General features: G+C 45.3%; 20 protein-coding genes. 7 read left to right on the forward strand and 13 right to left on the reverse strand.

Going from position 1 to position 22,690, the window contains the following annotated elements; genetic code table 11:
- Window positions 1-302 precede the first annotated feature (302 nt).
- Window positions 303-1,193 carry a DUF1002 domain-containing protein gene (locus EV213_RS14355; protein WP_133581325.1) on the reverse strand — a complete coding sequence of 297 codons (891 nt, stop codon included), beginning with the start codon at window positions 1,191-1,193 and terminating at the stop codon, window positions 303-305.
- A gap of 98 nt (window positions 1,194-1,291) precedes the next feature.
- A complete protein-coding gene (locus EV213_RS14360) occupies window positions 1,292-1,846 on the reverse strand; it encodes a phosphoribosyltransferase family protein (RefSeq protein ID WP_243740177.1) in 555 nt (184 codons plus the stop codon).
- A gap of 464 nt (window positions 1,847-2,310) precedes the next feature.
- On the opposite strand from EV213_RS14360, the gene EV213_RS14365 reads away from it, so the two are divergent.
- Complete coding sequence (locus tag EV213_RS14365; protein ID WP_166639328.1) at window positions 2,311-2,889, forward strand: DUF4309 domain-containing protein; 579 nt, start codon at window positions 2,311-2,313, stop codon at window positions 2,887-2,889.
- 80 nt (window positions 2,890-2,969) lie between these two features.
- Here EV213_RS14365 and EV213_RS14370 read toward each other — a convergent pair whose 3' ends face one another.
- Complete coding sequence (locus EV213_RS14370) at window positions 2,970-3,296, reverse strand: winged helix-turn-helix transcriptional regulator (protein ID WP_133581248.1); 327 nt, start codon at window positions 3,294-3,296, stop codon at window positions 2,970-2,972.
- A 332-nt stretch (window positions 3,297-3,628) separates the two neighbouring features.
- Here EV213_RS14370 and EV213_RS14375 point away from each other — a divergent pair, with 332 nt between their 5' ends.
- Window positions 3,629-4,417, forward strand: a complete 789-nt coding sequence (locus EV213_RS14375) for an STAS domain-containing protein (protein WP_133581249.1) — start codon at window positions 3,629-3,631, stop codon at window positions 4,415-4,417.
- A 188-nt stretch (window positions 4,418-4,605) separates the two neighbouring features.
- A complete protein-coding gene (locus tag EV213_RS14380) occupies window positions 4,606-6,198 on the forward strand; it encodes an ABC-F family ATP-binding cassette domain-containing protein (protein ID WP_133581250.1) in 1,593 nt (530 codons plus the stop codon).
- A 101-nt stretch (window positions 6,199-6,299) separates the two neighbouring features.
- Here EV213_RS14380 and EV213_RS14385 read toward each other — a convergent pair whose 3' ends face one another.
- From EV213_RS14385 to ilvA, 8 genes are all read right to left on the reverse strand, one after another.
- Window positions 6,300-6,974 (reverse strand): DUF1961 family protein, encoded by a 675-nt coding sequence (locus EV213_RS14385; protein ID WP_208112764.1) that lies wholly within the window; start codon window positions 6,972-6,974, stop codon window positions 6,300-6,302.
- Complete coding sequence (locus tag EV213_RS14390; protein ID WP_133581251.1) at window positions 6,971-9,568, reverse strand: exo-rhamnogalacturonan lyase family protein; 2,598 nt, start codon at window positions 9,566-9,568, stop codon at window positions 6,971-6,973. Before EV213_RS14390 ends, EV213_RS14385 begins: the two co-directional genes overlap by 4 nt.
- Window positions 9,569-9,792: 224 nt before the next feature.
- Entirely contained in the window at window positions 9,793-10,614 is an 822-nt protein-coding gene (locus EV213_RS14395; protein WP_133581252.1) for a carbohydrate ABC transporter permease, read from the reverse strand.
- A 13-nt stretch (window positions 10,615-10,627) separates the two neighbouring features.
- Window positions 10,628-11,560 carry a carbohydrate ABC transporter permease gene (locus EV213_RS14400; RefSeq protein ID WP_133581253.1) on the reverse strand — a complete coding sequence of 311 codons (933 nt, stop codon included), beginning with the start codon at window positions 11,558-11,560 and terminating at the stop codon, window positions 10,628-10,630.
- Window positions 11,557-12,852 (reverse strand): ABC transporter substrate-binding protein, encoded by a 1,296-nt coding sequence (locus EV213_RS14405; protein WP_133581254.1) that lies wholly within the window; start codon window positions 12,850-12,852, stop codon window positions 11,557-11,559. Before EV213_RS14405 ends, EV213_RS14400 begins: the two co-directional genes overlap by 4 nt.
- A gap of 228 nt (window positions 12,853-13,080) precedes the next feature.
- Window positions 13,081-14,130 carry a M42 family metallopeptidase gene (locus EV213_RS14410; RefSeq protein WP_133581255.1) on the reverse strand — a complete coding sequence of 350 codons (1,050 nt, stop codon included), beginning with the start codon at window positions 14,128-14,130 and terminating at the stop codon, window positions 13,081-13,083.
- A gap of 5 nt (window positions 14,131-14,135) precedes the next feature.
- On the reverse strand, window positions 14,136-14,729 hold the full coding sequence (locus EV213_RS14415) for a histidine phosphatase family protein (protein WP_133581256.1): 594 nt from the start codon (window positions 14,727-14,729) through the stop codon (window positions 14,136-14,138).
- 379 nt (window positions 14,730-15,108) lie between these two features.
- On the reverse strand, window positions 15,109-16,338 hold the full coding sequence (gene ilvA, locus EV213_RS14420; RefSeq protein WP_243740179.1) for a threonine ammonia-lyase: 1,230 nt from the start codon (window positions 16,336-16,338) through the stop codon (window positions 15,109-15,111).
- A gap of 173 nt (window positions 16,339-16,511) precedes the next feature.
- Between ilvA and EV213_RS14425 the strand changes: the two genes are divergently transcribed.
- The 4 genes from EV213_RS14425 (at window position 16,512) to ddlA (ending at window position 18,954) form a co-directional block, all read left to right on the forward strand.
- The gene (locus tag EV213_RS14425; RefSeq protein ID WP_166639329.1) at window positions 16,512-17,294 is read left to right on the forward strand and encodes a GAF domain-containing protein; all 783 of its coding nucleotides are present in this window, start codon (window positions 16,512-16,514) and stop codon (window positions 17,292-17,294) included.
- 33 nt (window positions 17,295-17,327) lie between these two features.
- Complete coding sequence (locus EV213_RS14430) at window positions 17,328-17,519, forward strand: hypothetical protein (RefSeq protein WP_133581259.1); 192 nt, start codon at window positions 17,328-17,330, stop codon at window positions 17,517-17,519.
- A gap of 84 nt (window positions 17,520-17,603) precedes the next feature.
- The gene (locus EV213_RS20810; protein ID WP_166639330.1) at window positions 17,604-17,777 is read left to right on the forward strand and encodes a hypothetical protein; all 174 of its coding nucleotides are present in this window, start codon (window positions 17,604-17,606) and stop codon (window positions 17,775-17,777) included.
- Window positions 17,778-17,856: 79 nt separating this feature from the next.
- Window positions 17,857-18,954: a D-alanine--D-alanine ligase gene (gene ddlA / locus EV213_RS14435; RefSeq protein ID WP_133581260.1), complete on the forward strand. Its 1,098-nt coding sequence runs from the start codon at window positions 17,857-17,859 to the stop codon at window positions 18,952-18,954.
- 52 nt (window positions 18,955-19,006) lie between these two features.
- Here ddlA and EV213_RS14440 read toward each other — a convergent pair whose 3' ends face one another.
- Both EV213_RS14440 and EV213_RS14445 read right to left on the reverse strand, forming a co-directional pair.
- On the reverse strand, window positions 19,007-20,527 hold the full coding sequence (locus tag EV213_RS14440) for a UDP-N-acetylmuramoyl-L-alanyl-D-glutamate--2,6-diaminopimelate ligase (protein WP_243740180.1): 1,521 nt from the start codon (window positions 20,525-20,527) through the stop codon (window positions 19,007-19,009).
- A 338-nt stretch (window positions 20,528-20,865) separates the two neighbouring features.
- A complete protein-coding gene (locus EV213_RS14445) occupies window positions 20,866-22,611 on the reverse strand; it encodes an ABC transporter ATP-binding protein (protein ID WP_133581261.1) in 1,746 nt (581 codons plus the stop codon).
- Window positions 22,612-22,690 lie beyond the last annotated feature (79 nt).

Consider the following 22,690-nt stretch of genomic DNA (forward strand, 5'->3'; position numbering starts at 1 on the left):
CCGGACAAGGCAACGTAACAAAGAAAGCGAGCGTTTGTCACCAAGTGAAAGCAGGCTGAGTGAAAACGCTTGTCTTTCAAGGCACGAAGCCTTGGGCGGCGCGGAGTTGCCTTTGGGGCAATGAGCACCGGACAAGGCAACGTAACAAAGAAAGCGAGCGTTTGTCACCAAGTGAAAGCAGGCTGAGTGAAAACGCTTGTCTTTCAAGGCACGAAGCCTTGGGTGGCGCGGAGTTGCCTTTGGGGCAATGAGCACCGGACAAGGCAACGTAACAAAGAAAGCGAGCGTTTGTCACCAGCCTGTTATTGGAACCATGACGCAATGGACCTAAAAAGGTTAGCTAAGAAATTAAATATGGAAACAAAAAACGCTTTGACTTGTTCCCAAAAATTCTGCCCTTCCTCTGAATTGATAAAATCTGTCCATTTGTCCTTTGCCTGATCAATCTGTTGCCCGAGCTCGTCCCAATTGATGTTAAGGTCCTTCATGCGATTAAACAACGCAGTGAGCTGCTCAATCCATTGTGGATCAATGGTAAGTCCACTGTTTTCTACGGTCTGTTGGACAATTTGCTGCACTTCCGCTTCGGTGGCAGGCTGTTGTTCGGCAATTTGCTGTTTAATTTCCGCCATTAAGGCATTGGCTTCATCACTACCAATAGCCTCGCCCAATTCTGCCGTTTTTACCATTTCTTCATTGGCGACCTGCTTTTGTTCTTCTGGAATCTGTTGATTCGTAGATACTTCGTACGCTTTCAGAATCCCAGTTAAACCTGCTGTCCCTGATACATCAAACGGTGCGGTTACATAAATATCTGCATCCTTAACACCGGCGGTAATCAATGCGTTCGTGTACATATTGTCCTTGACATAGGTGATATGGTTTGTCGTAACGTTTAATCCACTTCCGGGACTTGTATATGTGATTTTCGATGATGAAAGGGCTCTTGAACCAATCTGAGCCTTTGGAATGTATTGACCTAAATATTGATGTTCTTCCTCGTTGGAAACGGTAATGATGGTCACTTCATTTTCGTTTACTTCCATGTCTTCTAAGACGGTTTGTCTTTGTTCTTGTGTAAGATCCTCTCCCAATGTGACGATGACATCACCTACTGCAACATCTGCATAGGCAGGGGTCATCATGAGAAGAACGGAAAAAAATAGCGCAGCGGCTACGATTTTTTTTCTGATCATACGTGTCTCCTCCTTCATTGACTACCATTACTTACATTTATATACTTCGCACCAGGTCCTAAAGGTTTGTCCTATCCCCTGCTGAAAAAAGCAGTTTAGTTTTCCAAATGATGTGGGAACAATGGAAGTTTTTCAATAAAATGAATGTCTTCTCTTTCAGCTGCATCACCTTCTGCTAGTACGGCAGCCTTAGCTACCACCTCTCCGCCAGCTTTATTCACAATGGTTTCCAACGCCTTTAATGAGGAGCCAGTTGAAATGACGTCATCGATGAGTGCCACCCTTTTTCCTGACAACAACAAAGCGTCCTGATGATCCAAATAAAGCGTCTGGCGTTTTTGCGTTGTGATCGATACGACGTCACTCTCTAACGGTCGATGCATATAAGGCTTATGGCTTTTGCGAACAACTATATACCGCGGCATGTGTAAAAGTCGCGCCATCTCACACACAAGTGGGATCCCTTTTGCTTCAGCTGTAACGAGAAGCTCTACTTTCGGTAGCTTTTTGATGAGAAGTGGGGCTGTTGCTTCTACGATCTCCGCATCCCCTAAAATGACAAAGCTAGCGATTTTAAGATCAAGTGCAACTTGAACGAGAGGCAATTCCCTTGTTAATCCAGCAATGTTCATCTTGTACGTTTCACTCAATGGGCCCACCCCTTCATATTCACTTTTCAGGCAGATGAGAAACGCTCGCTTGCTTCGTTGCTTTGCCTTGTCCGGTGCTCATTGCCCTTATGGCAACTCCGCTGCCTGCCAAGACTTTGCGCTTAGATAAGACAAGCGTTTTCATTCTGCCTAGTATATTCAAATTCTGTCTTGCATTTTTGGCTTTAACTACACTCTGAATTCGTCTAGAGAATGTATTCTATGCCAAAAATGTGTCATGGTATGCACAAGCAAATATGACATCGCTTGAATATGGACAATGTAGCACACTGCCATATGTACGACAATAGCGATTATTGAAAGGGTGGAGTCGCTGACAGAGAGTGAATTTGTGGTATGATGTTACTTGTTGTAAGTAAGCAAGCTCTTTTATAATGACCATACTCTCGATGGAATGCGAAACTTAGAGCAGGGACCCTGTTCTGTTGAAAGGACGAATGTTATTGAAAGCCACTATACTATTATGCACTCTTCTTTTTTGTGTGGTTCTTACGGGATGTCAACAAGCGGCTTCTCTGCCACCCGTTGCCGAGACTGATGCTAGTCAGAATGCCGCCGAGGAGGAAAATTCATCTCCCGAAACAACCGAAGAGCTCGAAGATAAAAATGAAGACTTGCTGAAGCAAATGTACGATGATGCTGGAAATGGTCAACTTAACGGCCAGTCTCTAGCCTCTGATACGTCTATGAGTACAGTAGAACAACAGCTAGGGAATGGAACTCTTGACGAGACGTCAGACTATACCATTCTTTCCTTTACTGACAAACACATCACGTATTATTTTGATAAGTCATCCGAAAAGGCGACCATGATTAGCTCCATGCAGCCCGAACTTAAGGACTTGTCAATCGAGGCTGTCGTCGAGACGCTCGGCCCATCCTCGGACAAGCTTCCGGTACCTGGAGACACCTATGTATTCAGGCAAATTTACACGTTAGATGATTACACACTTTCGTTTGTCTATAACGCAGAAGACGGCATCATTCGTGCCGTCGAGCTATCCAAACATTCAAAAGCGTAAAAAACAAGCGTCTTGATCAGACCCACGGAAAATTGCCGTGGGTTTTTTCTTTTGAAACACGACAACAGCAAATGGTAGGACTAGTTGGCTTGCTGCTTCGTCAAATGTCCAGCTCCCCAAGAGGACAAGGTTTGCAAAACCATCCGAACACTTTCCCCATATGGTGTTAAACGGTAATCTACTTTCGGGGGTCTTTCAGGATACTCTGTCCTTTTTATAATTCCATCCCTTTCAAGCTCTTTTAACTGCTTTATAAGCGATTGATGCTTTATGCCATGAATCTCTTTTTTTAACTCGCTAAATCGCATTGGCCCGTCCAACAAATTGATGAGAATAAGGCCCTTCCATTTTCCACAAACGACCTCTAGAGCGGTTTGAACATGATCTACCGTTGGATTCATAACCATCAACCTTTCTCCTATTGTATTTCTGCATAAGCAGGCGAGTTGCGCGTGCAATCACCTTAGTTTACTTTCAAAAAGTTAAAGCTTGTCTATGATTTGTGGAACGACCGACCCCAGTCAGACTTCGCAAGTTGCGGAACACGTCAAGAAGGCTCGCAGGTCGCCACTACAGACCACTTGATTACGCGTTCTCCCCAACAATCAAATGGTTTAATTGCTATGGTGCCATTATGAATTCATCTTAGGTATATAAAAATATACTTCTTATCAACGTCACAGATGTTTTGTACATTGGTCATAGGACTGTTTGCTTATCCAGACGGAAAGGATTGCCTATGAAAAATTCATATAAAATCAATGTAGCTCAAGAACTCCAATCTCACAAAAAACCAATACTCGACAAAGTCGTTGCGTCCTTTTCCCTCGATTTTCAGAACGGAATGGATGGCGCTACCCTACATATGCTAGGTGACCTCATTGATTACATTGCTAGCCTATTAGTATCAAATGAAGACGATGATAAAAGTGAACATATGATTCCTACTACTGCGGAAGACAGCAAAGACTTCAAGCAACCTTTGTACAGTTTGACGTATTTACGTCGACAAATGAATGCTTGGTGGGAAGACACAGCTCAATCGATCGACACCGATGAAACAAACGCGAATGATGTCCGGCAGCTTATGAACGACGCCATTGATGCCACATACATTCAACACGTCACCGACTTATCAAAAAATTTACATACGCAATTCGAAGAATCAACTGCCCTATTGGCACGAGCACCGGTCGCGTTGATTCCTTTGAATGACGCTACCGCAATATGTCCACTTGTAGGGCATATTGACAAAGCGTATGCTCGCCGTCTATTGGAACAAACCGTGGAAAAATGTCGTCAAATGCGTGTAAAGCACCTCGTCATTGATGTATCTGGTGTGCATTCGATTCAACCTCGATACCTTGTTGACATGGCAAATGCTCTAGATACAATTGGGGTCTACGCTGTTCTAACTGGCATGTCGTCGACTATGTCAATAGAGCTTGCCGTCAATCCCACTGAGCTTCAGTTTTTACATTTTGAGCGTACGCTCGCTGTGGCCATAGAAAAATTAGGGCAAAAGTAATATAGATGTTTACCCATGTCCGCCTTTTAACAAACAAGCAAGTGATCATTTTTACATCTTTGTAAATTTCCACGCTCCGTCTCTTTGATCTATCGAAACTTGTTTACACATCTGTTATAATTGATAAGATGGGCATAATGAAGAAGTTGCCCGCTATACTTGATAATTTTGTACGGAGGTGTGCAGGAATGCTCACAGTGGATAATGTCAGCTTACGCTTCGGCGATAAAAAGCTTTTTGAAGATGTAAATATTAAATTTATACCCGGGAACTGCTATGGGTTGATTGGTGCGAACGGCGCTGGAAAATCAACCTTCTTAAATATCCTTTCCGGTGAACTCGATTCACAAAGCGGTCATGTGTCAATGGGACCTGGAGAACGACTTGCTGTCCTAAAGCAGGATCACTTTGCTTACGAGGAAGAGATTGTGCTCAATGTCGTCATTATGGGGCATCAGCGTCTCTACCAAATTATTGAAGAGAAAAATGCCATTTACATGAAAGGTGAATTTTCCGATGAGGACGGCATGAAAATTGCTGAGCTTGAAGGAGAGTTTGCTGAATTGAACGGTTGGGAGGCTGAATCTGAGGCTGCCCGTCTTCTTGAAGGTCTAGGCATTAAAGATGCGCTGCATCAACTGAAAATGTCTGAGCTCACTGGTGGCGAAAAAGTGAAAGTGCTTCTTGCACAGGCGCTTTTTGGCGAACCAGACGTCCTTCTTCTTGATGAGCCGACTAACCATTTGGACATTGCGGCCATTCAATGGCTTGAAGAGTTCCTTATCAATTTTGAGAACACCGTCATCGTCGTGTCCCATGATCGTTACTTTTTAAATCATGTGTGCACACATATTGCTGATTTAGACTTCAGCAAAATCAAGCTTTATGTTGGGAATTATGATTTCTGGTATGAGTCCAGCCAGCTTGCAATGAAGCTGACATCAGAAGCGAACAAGAAAAAAGAAGAAAAAATCAAGGAGTTACAAACGTTCATTGAACGCTTTAGCGCCAATGCTTCTAAATCCAAGCAGGCGACATCAAGGAAAAAGCTGCTTGATAAAATTTCATTGGATGATATCCAGCCTTCTTCACGTCGTTACCCATATGTTCATTTTGAACAGGAGCGCGAAGTCGGCAATGACCTTCTTCGCGTCGAAGGTATTTCGAAATCCATTGAAGGCAAAAAAATCCTCGACAATATTTCGTTTACAATGAACAAGGATGACAAAATTGCATTGATTGGTGCGAACGAAGTCGCCAAGACGACGTTATTCCAAATCCTTGCAGGGGAGCTTGAGCCAGATAGCGGCTCCTATCGCTGGGGTGTGACGACAGCTCAGTCGTATTTCCCTAAAGACAATGCCGCCTATTTTCAGCGCGATGACATTAATCTCGTTGATTGGCTTCGTCAATACTCACCAAACGAGCAGGACGAAAGCTTTATCCGCGGCTTCCTCGGTCGGATGCTGTTTGCCAAGGATGAGGCGTTGAAAAAAGTTAATGTCCTTTCCGGGGGCGAAAAAGTACGCTGCATGCTGTCGCGTATGATGCTGTCCAAAGCCAACGTATTGTTGCTCGATGAACCAACCAACCACTTGGATCTCGAGTCCATTACAGCGTTGAACAATGGATTGACGAATTTTAAAGGCTCAATGATTCTCTCAACCCATGACCATCAACTCATTCAAACTGTTGCAAACCGAATGATGAACATTAAAGAAGATGGCACGCTGTTTGATAAGTCGATTACGTATGATGAGTACTTAGCTGAAGCGAAATAAGGCTGAACTCACGTGATAGGAAAAAGAGCGAAACGGCATCGTTGCTGTTTCGCTCTTTTTTGTGTTTTTTCAAATGAGATTTGAGAAAGCTGACATAATGCTCACCTCAACTCATGCACCTGTAAATTCGCATATTCAGCAATGAGCGGTGCCATCTGTCGGAAACCGATGCTGCCTCCTTCAAGGAGTGATCCATAGGCAACACCATCATCCTGCCAGCGGAAGATTTCAAGGGTATTGATATGAAATGAAACTTCGCCGTTAAACACATACAGCTCCATCGTATACGGTGGTCTAGCATCAAGAACAGCAGGCAGAGGGTCGGGACCTTGTGTGACCATGTGAAAACCATAGCTTTTTCGCAGATTTACTGTTTGGAATGCGCGTTCTTCTTCATATTTCCGACGGAAGTAGGACACGTGGTACGCATTGATATCGCCATGGTGATAAAGCGAATACTCGCCTGTCCGCTTTTGCAAATCAGCGTTTAGCACGTGCTCTCCTCCTTGTCCCTTTGCTGCGAAAAATAAGATACACAAACCGGGCTCGCGGATCGGCCAGAATTGCCAGGAGATCGATATGTTGGCTGGAAACGTCTCTGGGCACCAAAAAACAGTGTTGGCCTTTTGCCCATCCTCTGGCGGTCGTAGATTTTCAATACGCATGCGTTGGTGGGGAAACGTCACAACACCGTCCCCCTCCATGACAAAGCCCTTGACATCCTCTTCACTGGAGAGTGCATTTGAATACAGCAGTGATCCTTTTTCATAGCTCACGAGACGGTGCCCCTTTCATGTTTGTGGCTTAGTTTCTCTGGCAAATGCTCACGGATAAAGGTGAGTGAAAAAATAACGTTCAACGACCATTGAGAGATGCTATTCGTCGAAATCCAAGGCACCTCCTCTATAGGACGGATGGTCTCATTCTCAGGTACACGTTGGAGCTGATCCTGAAATTTTACTTCTCCTGGTGTCGTCTCTAATAAAATAGTCCATACTTTTTCTGCTAATCGTACATCTGCCTTTTTCCACGCAGCAAATGCAGCCATTCCCGTCCCAAAGACAGGCCAATGATAACCACTCGTCGGCAGCTCCGGCGACGTGAACGCTTTTTTGTCCTCAGGTGTCAGGTGATAAAAAGCTCCGATGTCAATTAGCATTTGCTCCCACGTGTGATCCTTTAAAAGCAATGACAGCTCGGTCCACACCTGGGGCGCCCCCATACAGATTGCTAAATGCGACCCTGCAAAGTCTCCCATGTCATAGAGATGACCGCTTTTTGGATCATACCCATACGTCGATAGCGTTTTCATTTGGTAAGGCATAGTAACTAAATCCTTAATACCTACCATTATTTTATCTAAATAGATATCCTCCTCATACCGCTCCCAGCGTGTCATCCAATTTGAAACAAACGCCGACCAATCCGGTCCAACTCTAGCGTGCGTTGGAAATTCACCCTTTGGATGGTAGGCTCTCATCGGATCAAGAGCTTCCGTCGTATAATCGGCAGCCTTCACCTCATCCATAATGTCGCCAATTCGCTCATCCGCTGTGAGATAGTAGTAGAAGCGGTGCAAGCCTGCCATGCTGATGCGAGCTTCTTTGCAGCCACACCCCCAATGACTTACGTTATGCCTTGAGCCAAGGCCACTGTATTCGCCTCGATGGTACATGTCGACCTCGCTCGTGTGACGTGTCATCGCTTCAGCCAAACGGAAAAGATCTGCTCGTCCCGAACGCAAATAGGAATACCAGAGCCACAAATTCGGCACGAGTTCGGTGTTTTGCCAAGCGTAACCGCCTACGTCATATTGCCACACATGCCTGTCCCCATCATACGTATGCATCACATCGCCGTAATCCCAGAAGCCATACCAACGCCTTTGCTCTATCTCCTTCATATAAAAAGCCACCATTTCATCCAATTGCTGTTCAAGATAATGACCTACCTCGGTCGAACGATCCGGCAGGCTCCAGTACCCAAACGCCTGAACCTCATGATAGTAAGCTGGTTCACATACGAGAATCGGTGGTTGCTGAATGGTGTCTGCATAAGCCAACAGCTGTTGTTGGGATGGCGTATGATTTTCAATAAACAAAGTACATTCATTTGTATTTGCGATGCCATACGGTGTGGCGCGCATTTCTTCAAACCCTTCATAGGCGGCATGAAGATGTGTTTCTGTATCATAATGACGCAAATCCATACGCGGTGCATCCGGAGACCAAAACCACAAGGTGGCCTGTGCGGTGTCTGATGCCATTCCCTCCACTTCTACCGCCGTCGGGTGTTTCTGCCAGAAGTTGCGCTCGCAAATCGCAATCCCACCGCCCTCACTGCCAATAAACATGAGTCCTTTAGAACGGTGCCCTTCAGTTGCTTTCAGCCATGAGCACACTGGTTTTGTTCGTTTGGAGATGGTGTAATGATCAGCAGAATCTTGCACAAGTTTAAAGCTGTCCCACGTAGCTGCATCATCCAAAAGTTCTAGAAATGATGACTCCTTCTCATCGTTCAGCTGAAGACATTTCCCTTCTATTTGCTCCAGATGCAACTTATGATGCGCTTCGTTCATCCTTGCCACTCGCAGATTTTTAGATGCCTCACTGAAGCAGCCCGTATCGCCAGTGAATCGAATATGACGATTGTATAAAGGACCAGAGAAAGGCATACGGAAGCGTAGACCAAGTCCCTTAATAAAATCACCTTCCGCTTGACCATCAAATTCAAAGGAATGGACAAGCTTGAGCTGCGCGTCTCCTGCATACAAATAAAAGCGCAACGTAAATGGCAGCCACGCCGTTTTGCTATTTGCAAATCGGTGCCGTCCCTTCACGCAAATGGTTGCTCGAATTGGACCAGCTTGTTCAACCACAGCACTGTCAATCTCACTCTCACAGCGCTTTTCCGTGGTCACTAGTTCCCCGCTTGTTCTGCTCTCTTTTTCGAGCAGACAGATGAGCTGCGCATCTGTTGCCCTAATTACTCCGTCACGTTCAATCGTAGAAAGTACAGATGAACCGGATTTTGCAAATCGACAGACGATGACCCCAGTGTGGACAATAATTTCAGCATCGTTGTCCTCTATCTTCAGCTCCGTATGTACTGTCGATGCCGTTGTCTTGCGAAGCGTAAACGATTCACTTTGATCCGACAGCGTTGCTGCATGCGCACTCCATTTTATGCTACCATCTGGCCAATAGGCGAGTGGCCACGTTTGGACGTGCTGCTCGTCTCCTGCTGCCCCCTCCAACGAAAATGAAGTCCCCTTCGGAACGACTCCCTCTTTCCACGGGACGCCCCACGTTACCCCTGTTGTCACTTTGGACGACGACTGTAACCATTTCAACTGTACGTTCGTTTCCAATGACCTCTCCCCATTCACTTAAAATTCAAACTAAATCAACACATTTATCATACCGTTTTTGTTTGAATGTTAAAAGTTTTGTTTGTTTTATTTCTGCTTCGCTTTGCAAATGGTCCTTATATTACTTCGTCATCATCACAATCAATTTGTAAAAGCAGTCTTCATAAAAAGACGCACCAGATCGCTTTTCTACGATCGGCGCGCTTTGATTTTGCAGTTGCTTCCTACTGTTTGACCCCTGTAAAGGTAATGCCTTGTATGAACGTACGTTGCAGGAAGAAGAACATGACGATAATGGGAAGTGTCATCAGCGTTGATACCGCCATGAGCAAGCCCCACTCAGATCCACGCTGGTTTTGGAATTGCTGCAGACCAAGCGATAAGGTGTAGCTGTTTGGATCTGTCAGATAGAGGAGCGGGCCAAGAAAATCGGTCCAGCTGCCGATAAACTGAAACAATCCGACGGCGAGCAAGGCGGGTTTTGCGAGCGGCAGCATGACCTGCCAGTAAATACGAAATTCGTTTGCTCCGTCTATTCTAGCCGCATCACGGAGAGCATCAGGCAAGCCCATGAAGAATTGTCGCAGCAAAAAGATGTAAAAAGGGACCCCGAACAATTGTGGAACGATGAGAGGCAACCCTGTGCCCACCCAACCCCAGGATTTAAAAAGCATAAACAGTGGCACCATCGTGACCTGTGCCGGGATCATCATGACCGCGATCGTGATGGCAAAAAGTACATTCCGCCCTTTCCATTCCAGCTTTGCAAAGCTGTAGGCAACGAGCGGGCAAGAAATGAGCACACCCAAGACACTCAGAAGTGTAATGACGAGCGTGTTGGACAAATACTGAAAAAAGGGAATGTAATTTACCGCATCGGCATAATTTGACCATTGAACCGGGTCTGGTATCCATTCAGGTGGAAACGAGAAGATTTGCTCAAGCGGTTTTAATGACGTTGAAAGCAGCCACAAAAACGGGATAAGAAAGAAGGCTGAGGCCAGCAGGAGCACAAAATGGGCAAAAAACCGTTTCGTTAATCTCATCACATACAGCCTCCTATTTTCCCTGGTAGTGAACCCAGTGTTTTGATGTTAAAAAGACAATGGCGGTTAGACTCATAATGCCTACGAACAAAATCCACGCCATGGCAGAAGCATAACCCATATTAAAATATTTAAAAGCATTGTCATACAAATACATCACATAAAAGGTCAATGAGTTTGCAGGACTCCCTGTTCCTTGGGTTAATGTGTATGGGAGCGTAAACTGCTGGAACGCTCCGATAAGTCCCATAACGAGGTTAAAGAATATGACCGGCGTCAGCAAAGGCATTGTCACATTCAGCGTTTTTTTCCACCATCCAGCACCGTCAACCTCTGCCGCATCATAGTAATCTTTAGGAATATCCCCTAATCCGGCTAAATAAATGACGACCGCTTGCCCCATGCCCCAAAGAGACATAAAGATAATAGACGGCTTACTCCACGCCTCACTACCGAGCCAAGGTGGACCATCGATGCCTACAAATGCAAGCATGGCGTTAATGAGACCGAAGGAAGGGTTTAATAGCCACATCCACAATACGGCCATGGCCACCTGCGGCACGAGCGTCGGCAGGAAGAAAATGGTTCGATAGACGGACATACCCTTAACGTTCATGTTCAATAACATGGCCAAGGCTATCCCAAGAAAAATACTGACCGGTACATACAAAACCGCAAAATAGACGGTGTTTCCTATCGATGTCCAAAACAAATCATCCTTGAACAAATCGGTGTAATTTTGAAAACCGACCCAGCGACCTTCTCGCAAAATGGAGTAAGAGGTGAAGCTGTAATAGATGGAGCTGAACAATGGATACGCGTAAAACAACAGCAGCCCCAATATCCAAGGCGAAACAAACAGCCAGCCGGTCAATTGCTTTCGCTTGATTGCTCTCCCTGGAATGGCCCTACCTCGCTTTGTTTCAACGTTTACCTTTGTGCTCATGACTCTCCCTCCCCTTGAAGAAGATTTTTCCGTTCCATTTTCTGATTCACGTAATTGGTGACATCATCTAAAATTTCCTGTGGCGTCCCATTATGTCTTGTGGCGTGATCAATCGCGCTGACCAGCTCGTTCCATAACAAGGCCCCTTCAGGTAACACAGGACGATATTTGGCATCCGGTAAAATATCGATAAACTCACCTAGAATTGGGTCATCTGTATACCCGAGGGCTTCGTTCGCGGAATCCATAACGGCAAAATCACCGATGATGCCACTGAAAATTTCCTGGCCCTCCTGACTAGAGAAATATTTCGCAAACTCCCAAGCTCCATCTACGTTTTGTGCTCCTTTTGGCACGACCATTGAGAAGCCGCCAGACCATGTAATCGGGTCGCTTCCGTCCGGGGTTGGAATTGGGAAAACGCCATAATTCAAGTCAGGCGCAAACTTTCTAATTTGTGGCACTTTCCAAGGACCACTAACCGTCATGCTAAGTTGACCTGACAAAAACGGGTCCATCGCATTTGACCCTTGTGAGTCAACAAACCCCGTCATCTCTTCAACGCCGTATTTGTCTCCATAATCAACAAGCCACTGCAGGGCAGCGACAATCTCTTCGTCATTGGCGGTCACTTTCCCAGTCTCAGGGTCAACAAATTGTCCGCCGAAGCTCCATCCCCAAGTATATAGCGATCCTTGATCATACCAAGGGATAAAACCAATTTGATCAAAGCGATTGCCCGTCTTTTTTGTTAACACATCTGCTGCCTCTTCTAGCTCATCAAGCGTTTTTGGCAGGTCGTTGAGGTCCAAACCTGCTGCTTTAAAATGATCCTTGTTGTAGAAGACAAGCCTTGAATCAACACTAATTGGTAAACCATATAGTTTGTCTTGATACGTCGCTTCTTCAATTGCAAACGGGTAATACGGTCTCTCTAATACGCCATCCCGCTCAGCCAGCTCCGTAAGATCCGTCAACGCTCCCTCAGCTGCCCAAGCCCCAATCATGAAACGGTCAAAACGCATAATGTCTGGGGGATTGCCTCCAGCAACAGCGGCGAGTAACTTTTCATCATGCCCTGTTGAACTTGCTGAGTACATTGGCTTGACTGTGTATTCATCCTGGCTCTCGTTAAACGCATCGACAACGGCATTTGTCGCCTCAAGACCTACGCCCGTGTTTGCGTGCCAGAATGTGATCACATCATCAGGGTAGTCAACTTGTGCCAACACATTACAACCGCTTAACCCTAAGCAAATGGTGAAGACAATGAGTATTCGTGCCAATCGCATCCATGTCACCTCCAAATGAATTAAAGCGCTTTCATAAATTACTACATAGTATACTTTCTGTTATATTATTATGTCAATTCTGTAAGTCTATATTTTCGGATTTTTACATTTGTTCAGAATTAAATATCTTCTATTCACAACCGTTATTATATGCTGTTACGACGGCGATTTCAAAAAATAAAAAAAGACCAGAGCTTGATGTCAGCCCTGGTCAAATTTTTATATTTTCTATGGTTTTGTGATAGTATTCGACAACACATAATGATATAGCAAGTCTGCTGTATGTTGCAAGGATTCTTCATGTGTACGTTCATACGCATGAGACGAATCAATGCCAGGTCCAATGAGGCCGTGAACAATGTCATGACCTGCTCGGATGGCTGCTGATGCATCAGATCCGTAAAATGGATAGATATCTAGCTTATACGCGATCTTATTAGCTTTCGCAAGCGCAACAAGATGCTGTCGAAGCTGATAGTGGTAAGGACCACTCGCATCCTTGACACAAATCGACACCGTGTACTCATCCGTGCTTTGTCCATCACCCATCGCACCCATATCGACAGCAAGGTATTCTACGGTTTCAGATGGAATATTTGAATTGCCGCCATATCCAATTTCCTCATTGTTCGAAATCAGAAAGTGGGTCGTGAACGGCAAGGTGATTTTCTCATCAACCACTTGTTTAATCAATTGAAGCAGAAGAGCAACACTGGCTTTGTCATCCAGATGGCGCGATTTAATATACCCACTTGACGTTACTTGGACACGAGGATCAAAGCTAACAAAATCACCGACTTCAATGCCTAACGCACGAACATCCGCTTCACTGCTGACTTTTTCGTCAATACGTACTTCCATGTTATCCTGGTTTCGTTTCGCCTCACCAGCATCCTTGTATACATGCACAGACGTTTGGTGCATGAGAATCGTTCCAGAGTATGTGCTGCCTGAAGACGTCTCAATCTCACAGTATTCGCCTTCAATAGAGTTAAATGTAAACCCACCAATTTTATCAAGGACAAGCCTGCCACTTGGTTTAATGTCCTTGACCATCGCACCAAGCGTATCCACGTGGGCTGTTAGCATACGATGGGCTTCCTGATTTTCTCCTGGCAACGTTGCAATTAGTCCACCTTTACGGTTGCGTTTCGTCTCTACCTCCCACTCTTGGAGCATTGCCTCAACGAATTCAATCACTTTGAAAGTGTTTCCGGATGGACTAGGAATCTGCACGAGCTCTTTAATTAATTGAATGGTTTCTTTTACTTGTGTCAATAGGTTTACCTCATTTCATTTGGTTCATTTAGGTGGACCGTACAATCCATTAACGTACAGGACCACTTGTGACCATCATGGTGGATGGTCGTTAGCGATGTATTGCCTAAAGGCGTAGCGAGAAAAAGACCCTCAACTAGGCGTTGAAGGGTATGCCTGAGAACGGCTCCGTGTGAGACAACCAGAATTTGTTCTCCTGGATGCCTGGCTCGGATCATTTCAATTGCCTCCACGCCACGATTTCCTGCATCCTCAGAAGACTCTCTACCTAAAGCCAATGAACGCCAATTGTCTCCCCATCGTTCGATTCTTTCCTCTAAGGTCAAACCGATTAATTCCCCACAGTCTACTTCTCGAAGACGAGCGTCTTCGGAAATCGTATGCTGCCCGAATTCTTTAACAATAATTTCAGCCGTTTCTTTTGCTCTTGGCAGGTCGCTGGAATAGAACGCATTCCAAGGCGTTTCGACCAAACGTTTCGCAACGCAACGCGCTTGTTTCCTACCAGTGGAATGTAATGGCGCATCACAATGCCCTTGTGCTCGACCTTCTGCATTCCAAGTTGATAGCCCATGTCGAACAAGTGTAATGGTTGTCATACGACTCCCCCATTTGATAGGTTTTTGCAATTCAGGAGTTTTGCCCATTTCCACGCATCACAGCACACTATGATTTAATTGTTGTCAGGATATGAAAATGAAAAAAGAAAATTGCTTCGTGCTCTTCAATCTCAGCGAAGATTGAGATCGGGACAAAATAAAAAACTCACCAGAGAAACCGAACAAGGAAAAGAATAATGAAATAAACATTGTGCAAAAGCGTAGTCAAAATACGAAGACTCCTGCGGGAACAGCGCGAGCTGAAGATCCCGCAGGAAAGCTTGCTTTCCGAGGAAGCTGAAGCCGTGCCCGCGGAAAGCGAAGTATTTTGGCGAAGCTCCATAAGTACATTTCATCCCTTATTTGTCATTAGATGTATTTAATCATCAAAAATGCTTTCACTTTTCTCCCGTAACACGTAGCCTTCGTTTTGCAATGATTCTTCAATGGATTGGATATGTGCTCTATCCCTCGTTTCCAACGACAGATGAATGCTCGTCTGCCCTGGAAATACATTGGTTCCTGCTCGTTGGTGATGGACGTTTAGCACATTGGCTTCCAGCTCCGCCACGCGTCGAAGAAGTTGTTGGAGCTGACCCGGCTTGTCTGGAACGATCGTGGCAAACGAGAAGTAACGTCCAGCTTCCGCCATGCCATACTCAATGATGCGCGAGATAAAGTTGACGTCCACATTGCCGCCACTCAACACAGCGACAACGTTTTTGCCTTTTAACGAAGGAAGCTTATCCCCGAGCAAGGCAGCGACTGAGCTTGCCCCAGAGCCTTCAACAAGTTGCTTGTTTCGTTCAAGTAGAAGTAGCATCGTGCTTGCTAACTCTTTTTCATCAACACAAACAATGTTGTCAACAACATCTTGTATTAACCGAAATGTCAGCTCTCCCGGGCGCTTTACTGCAATTCCGTCTGCCATCGTCGCCATTGTTGGGACTTGATACAGTTCTTTACGACGAATGGACTCGGTCATGCTTGGGCAGGCACTTGCCTCGACCCCAATAATTTGGACGGACGGCTTTAATGCCTTAATCGCAATACCAACCCCTGCAATTAAGCCTCCCCCTCCAATCGGAAGAATGACCGCATCCACTTCAGGCAATTGTTTGATAACCTCTAGCCCGAGGGTCCCTTGTCCTGTGACAATGGCTTCATCATCAAACGCGTGAATAAATGTAGCTCCTGTTTCTAACTGGAGCTTTTGTGCGTAAGCAAGGGCCTCATCAAAGCCATTTCCTTGAAGCACGACAGTTGCACCATAACGCTTCGTCGCTTCAATTTTGCTCAGTGGTGCGTTGATCGGCATGACAATCGTACAAGGAATGCCCAACAATTGACCAGCATATGCAACGCCTTGCGCGTGATTGCCTGCGGACGCTGCCACAACACCCGCTTTACGCTCTTTTTCACTAAGACGACTCATTTTTATGTAGGAGCCGCGAATTTTAAACGATCCTGTCTTCTGCAAGTTTTCAAGCTTTAAATAGACTTTGCTTCCTGAAAGCTCACTAAACGTGTCGGAAAAGTCCAGCGGCGTTTCATGGACAACCCCCCGAAGAGCTTCATAAGCCTCATGAATCGCTTTGATTTGAACCACCCTCAACACCTCCACCAATAACATTGAAATCTGCTTTCATCATATCATACTTCCGTCCCGTTCCAATGCCACCTTGAAGCACCTCTGCTTCTTTCGACCTATTTTGGATTGCTTGCCATATTTTGTTCGCTCACCTTATACACTTTACTATGGGAGGTGGATCGACTTTGCGAATGGAAAAATTCCTAATTGAAGTGCTAAATCGTTCCCCTGATTGGGTGTTTCATATTACCTCAATTTTTATGGTAGCTCTTGTTGCACTGCTCGTGTGGTGGGCAGGCATTGGAGCAAAACGATTTGCCGATGCGCTCGGCAGAGAAAACCGTCTCATTAGTATTCAAGAGGAGTTACTCGACATGCAAAAGCAAGCGACGCAGGCCGAAGCGACGACCCAACAACTCCGCACGACCGTTGATCATATGTCGTCCCATTTAAAAAACCTGCAACAATTGCGCTTAAGTGAATATGATTCAATAGAGGATGTTGAAACGACCGCCCACGCTTTATTGCAACGAATCGTTGAATCACTAGCCGCCGATATTAAATTCAAGGCAGGCGACGCTCACCGCTGTGGCTTGTGGCTTTCCGACATTGATGCAAGAAGATTGGTCTTGTTTAAAGGCAGCCATGGTTTCCCTACCGCCTCAATCCAGTCACGTACGTTAGACATTGATAAATCTGTCGCTGGATTAAGCTTTCGACGAGGAGAACCCCTGCTTGACAACAATGTTAAACACCATAGTGACTGGGCGGTCAATCCACACTCCTCAAGCAAATATAAGACGATGGTTTCTATTCCGATGACACATTGGGGAGTATTGACCATTGACGGTCGCCACGATATGACAGAGGATACGATTCGAATTGGCGAAGTTTACGCCAGTGTGATGGACGTCATTTTAAGCGAGTATATGCTAGCTCTCCATACTTCTGATGACGAGTACGAGTCTATGTAATGCGAACCGATGACGGATAAAGGAGTGCTTCCAATGAGTAACCGTTCTTCCTTGTTTGCTCAAAGAACTGCCGCACAACGTGCCTATGCAGAAAAGCGCATCACGCAAAAGCAATACGAAGATGTCTTAACAGCCATTGAGCGACAGGAAAAACTGAGACAAGAGCAGCAATCAAACACATTAAAAAAAGTGCATATGGCGACAAAAAGACTGTTAAAGGCCTAGCGCTAACAGTCTTTTTATTTTCGCCGCCTTCCCTCTCATGGTACGCTACCTTTAGCGATTATCATGAATGAGGGAGGCTTTTTTGTGCGCTTTTATTTTACAGTTGGACTCGGGTTGCTTGGCGTCGTGCTGTCTGTTGGGTTTCCAGAGCTCGTTTCATGCGATCTTTGGGATGGTGTCATTGCAGGTGGAATTGTGGACCTCCTTCGCGGCCAACACCAAACAACACCGTCATCCGTTCAGCGCTATTTAAAATAGAAAGTGGAGATTTTTTCTCCACACAAGATTGCCTTTTGTACGAATAGAGTAATAGTATAGAAGGGAAGGAGTGATAATTTTGTCAAAACTGAAAGTAGGTATTATCTTTGGAGGAAAATCTGCCGAGCATGAAGTGTCCCTTCAATCGGCTAAAAATATTGTCGAGGCCATTGATCCCTCAAAGTATGAGGTTGTTCTTATCGGTATTGATAAAAAAGGACAGTGGCAATTGAATGACGCATCCACCTTTTTGCTCAACGAGGAAAACCCCGCCTTAATTCGGCTGAACGCTTCCGAACGAGGTGTTGCGATCTCCCCGGGGAAGGATTCTGGACAGTTTATCGCCACCTCAGGATCAACACCAATGGATCAGCTTGATGTTGTCTTTCCGATTGTTCACGGAACACTTGGTGAGGATGGCAGCCTTCAAGGGATGCTGAGACTGGCCAACGTCCCTTATGTTGGACCAAATGTGCTAAGTTCTGCGATTTGCATGGATAAGGATATCGCCAAAAAGCTACTCTCGTCTGCCGGCATTCAAACGGCGAAAGGGGTTAGCTTTACGAGCAATCAAAAAGAGCAAATTACCTTTGCAAGCATTGAAGCTGCTTTGGGAACTCCCGTCTTTATTAAGCCTGCCAATATGGGGTCGTCGGTTGGGGTGAACAAGGCGCAAAATGAGGAAGAATTTGTTCAAGCCGTTGAAGAAGCATTTCTGTATGATCACAAAATTATCATTGAAGAAGCGATTGTTGGGCGTGAAATTGAGGTGGCTGTTCTTGGTAACGAAGAACCAGAAGCGTCTTTGCCGGGCGAAATTTTGCCTCAAAGTGAGTTTTATTCGTATGCCTCCAAATACATCGACGAGGACGGCGCTGGACTTGCCGCACCTGCCGATTTGACGCCAGAGCAAACGAAAGCTGTGCAGGAATCTGCCATTGCTGCGTTTCAGGCACTACAGTGCGAAGGGCTTTCACGGGTTGACTTTTTCTTACAGCCTGATGACACTCTGCTTGTGAATGAAATCAATACACTTCCAGGGTTTACTGCCATTAGCATGTACCCGAAGCTGTGGGAAGTGAGCGGGGTTTCTTACCCTGACCTTATTGAGCGTCTCATCCAATTGGCCATTGAAAGACATCAACGAACACAGGGATTGAAAAGCTCTATAAACTAAAAAATCCGCCCATGCACTTCTCGACCTTGTCGAAGAGCATGGGCGGTTTTTATTATGACGTTTGTTCTCGCACATAGACGCGTTCTCTAGCTTTCTTCTGAAAATATGAATGAATCACAGCAAGTTCGTCGTATGGCACATTTTCACCACATATGACTTGATAGCCTCCGAATCCAAGACCTGTAATTAATACGAGATCCCCTTCTTCAGCTAACGAAAGAGCATGGTGAATGCCGTCCTCGCGGTAAATCGTTTTATGAATATGCTGGGAGAATGGATTGGTAAAGCCTCTACGCACATCATCAGCGATCACGTCTCGATCAAAATAGCCTGGGTGGTCAACGCTCACAACTATTTCATCTGCGTGCCCTTCAGCTGCTTTTGCCATTTTCGGTCGCTTCTGCGGATCACGTAGACCTATGCCAGTTATTAACAAAATTAAACGCTTGTACGTCAGCTGCCGTGCTGCCTCTAAAACATTGATCAAGGCTTCTGGCGTATGTGCGTAATCGAGCACAATTTGATGAGACGGGTAGGTCTCAACCTTTTGAAAGCGGCCTTCTGGTCCTTCTACCTTTGGGAGAACAGAAATAATGTCATGGAGGCTGTGTCCAAACAACAAGCATGTCCCAATTGCCGCAAGCAGATTGGCCATATTGTATCGACCAAATATCGGTGCGCGTACGGGATGTGATTCTTGGCTAACGGTAAGGATAAACCGAGTGCCTTGATCATCCGCTTGAATGGCTTTCGCCGAGATGTCCGCTGGTCGGTCCATGCCATACGTTAACACAGGACCATTAAAACGCGTTAAAATCGTTTGTGATAGTTCATCATCATCGATATTAACGACAGCTTGTCTGACCTGGTTAAATAATTTGAGCTTTGCCTCGCGATAATGATCCATCGTCGGATGAAACTCAAGATGCTCAGGTGATAAATTGGTGTAAATGCCTACATCAAAAATCATTTCCGCTAAACGATTTTGTTCAATTGCTATCGACGTTGCTTCCATCGCCACCGCTTTAACATGTGAATGCTGTAAGTGCTGGAAAATCGCCTGCAAATCAGGTGCTTCTGGCGTCGTTGGCGTCGTTTGTTTAAACGGCAAAGGGCTTTGATCATCCCAAATGCCCGCAGTGCCGATTTGACCTGTAGGCATACCTAAGTGATTCAGCAACGACCGTATGTACGACGTCACTGTCGTTTTTCCATTGGTCCCTGTTACAGCTGCCGTTTTTAGTTTTTGGTCTGCCCTGTTATAGTAATGAGCTGAGAAGCATGCGAGTGCCCTCCTCGTCTCACTAGCGAAAATAAAGCTAATTGTAGGGTGGCGGTCACTCGCTTCCTTCAAAGCTGAGGCGTCTGAACCCACCACAGCACAAGCTCCTTTTTGAATTGCATCCTCTATAAAACGATGTCCATCTGCATGTTCCCCAACCATGCAAAAAAAGATTGAATGGTTCTCAACTCGTCTTGAATCGTAGGCAATGGCGATAATCTGTTGGCTTTGCGGCCCAGACAGTGTCATTTCCTCATTCCATTCAATGTCAGAAAAATAAATCGTTTTCAAAAAAACAGTCCCCCGTCAACTTATTTAAACACAGATATCTTGTTCAAATACCCAGTTTGTGAAGTTCATAAACATTTAGTTTATCACGCGTAATTGGGGCATAGCAAATCAAAATCAAAACGAAAAATTGGATAAGTGCTGATGGAATGATCAAATTTCGGCGCACAGTTCGGTTTATAAGGAAACGAGCTTCAACGTGAGTCAAGTTTTCGAAGGGGCTGTGCTCCTTTTTCTATTAATAGAAAAGGCTGCCCCCAATGTCATTGATATGACGTAGGAGGCAGCCTTTTGATAAATCCACCAGACTAGATTTATCAAAACAGTGGCTTTTTTAGATATTATACCTTGCCAGCAAGCGCTTCGTGCTGAATAACCCCAAACTGGGCAGAATGCAATCGGCTGTACAACCCTTTTTGTTCGATCAACTCTTCATGTGAGCCTTGTTCGGCGACCCCATCTTTTGTTAGAACGACAATGCGGTCGGCATTTTTAATCGTTGCAAGCCTATGAGCGATGACGAGAGTCGTTCGTCCTTTTGAAAGCTCTGCCAACGACTGTTGGATGGCCCATTCTGTCTCTGTATCGAGTGCTGAGGTCGCTTCATCCAAAATAAGGATGGGCGGGTTTTTCAAAAACATCCGTGCAATGGAAAGACGCTGTTTTTGACCTCCAGATAGCTTGACGCCACGCTCTCCGATAATGGTGTCTAGACCATCGGGCTGTGCCTGAATGAGCTCTTCCAATCGGGCATGTCGAGCCGCCTCCCAGATTTCTTCCTCCGAAGCATCAAGCTTGCCATAAGCTATATTCTCTCGAATGCTTCCTGAAAAGAGGAACACGTCCTGTGCGACGACACCAATATTTTTGCGTAGCGAAGCTAAAGTCATATGTTTAATCGGCGTTCCATCAATGTGGATGGCCCCTTCATTCGCTTCATAAAATCGAGGCAGCAGGCTACACAACGTCGTTTTCCCTGCCCCCGATGGGCCAACAAAAGCCACCGTTTCTCCTGCGCGGATTGAGAGATCGATCCCATTCAAAATGGTAGCTGAGTCTTCATACCCGAACGTGACGTTTTCATAACGAATATCGCCATGAAGCGCGCCTACGTCCACAGCATTCGGTTCATCTTTAATGTCCGGCTCTGTGTCCAACAATTCACAGAAGCGTTTGAAACCAGCAATGCCTTTTGGATAGCTTTCAACAATCGCATTGATTTTTTCAATTGGTCGGAAAAGGACATTCGTCAACAGGACAAAGGCAATAAATTCTCCACTTGATAATTCTTCAATTATGACGAAATATGCGCCACAAACCAATGAAATTAACGTAACGACTCGCATAAGCAAGTAACTAATGGACAGGTTCATGCCCATAATCTTATAAGAAACCAACTTGGTTTTTCTAAAGTTGCGGTTGTTCACATCAAATTGTGCTTGCTCTGTTGCTTCATTAGCAAATGCCTGAACGACACGCATCCCACCAACATTGTCTTCAATTCGTGTATTAAAATCAGCGATATTGCTAAAGAGCTGATGCATGGCCGTTGTCATTCTTCTGTGGAAAAACAACCCCATAAAAATGAGAAATGGAATGATCGCAAAAATAATTAAAGCCATCTTCCAGTTGATAAAGAGCATTACGCTAAACGCGCCGAGCAATGTCATAATAGCAATAAATAAATCTTCTGGTCCATGATGGGCAAGTTCTCCAACGTCCATCAAATCATTCGTCATGCGCGCGAGCAGCTGTCCCGTTTTCGTATTGTCGAAAAAACGGAAGGACTGCTTTTGAACATGAGCAAATACACTTTTACGCATGTCCGTTTCAATGTTAATGCCCAACCGATGTCCCCAATAGGTGACGATATATTGCAGACCGGCATTGATCATGTAAATAGCGAGCAAGGCGATGCTTGCACCGGCAATCAATGACCAATTCTGCCCCGGAAGCAGCGTATCCACAAAATAATTGACGGCAAGTGGAAAAATGAGCTCTAACAAACCAGCGAGCACCGCACATGAAAAATCGAGCGCAAATAGTCCTTTATAAGGTTGATAATAGGAAAAAAATCGTCTTAGCATAATGTTCCCCCACACTTTGTATCCTGCTTGACAGTGCAGGCACTGTTGTCTTTTTATTTCAATACAATAGAGCAGGCAA

This window comes from Aureibacillus halotolerans, assembly GCF_004363045.1.
Classification (GTDB): domain Bacteria; phylum Bacillota; class Bacilli; order Bacillales; family DSM-28697; genus Aureibacillus; species Aureibacillus halotolerans.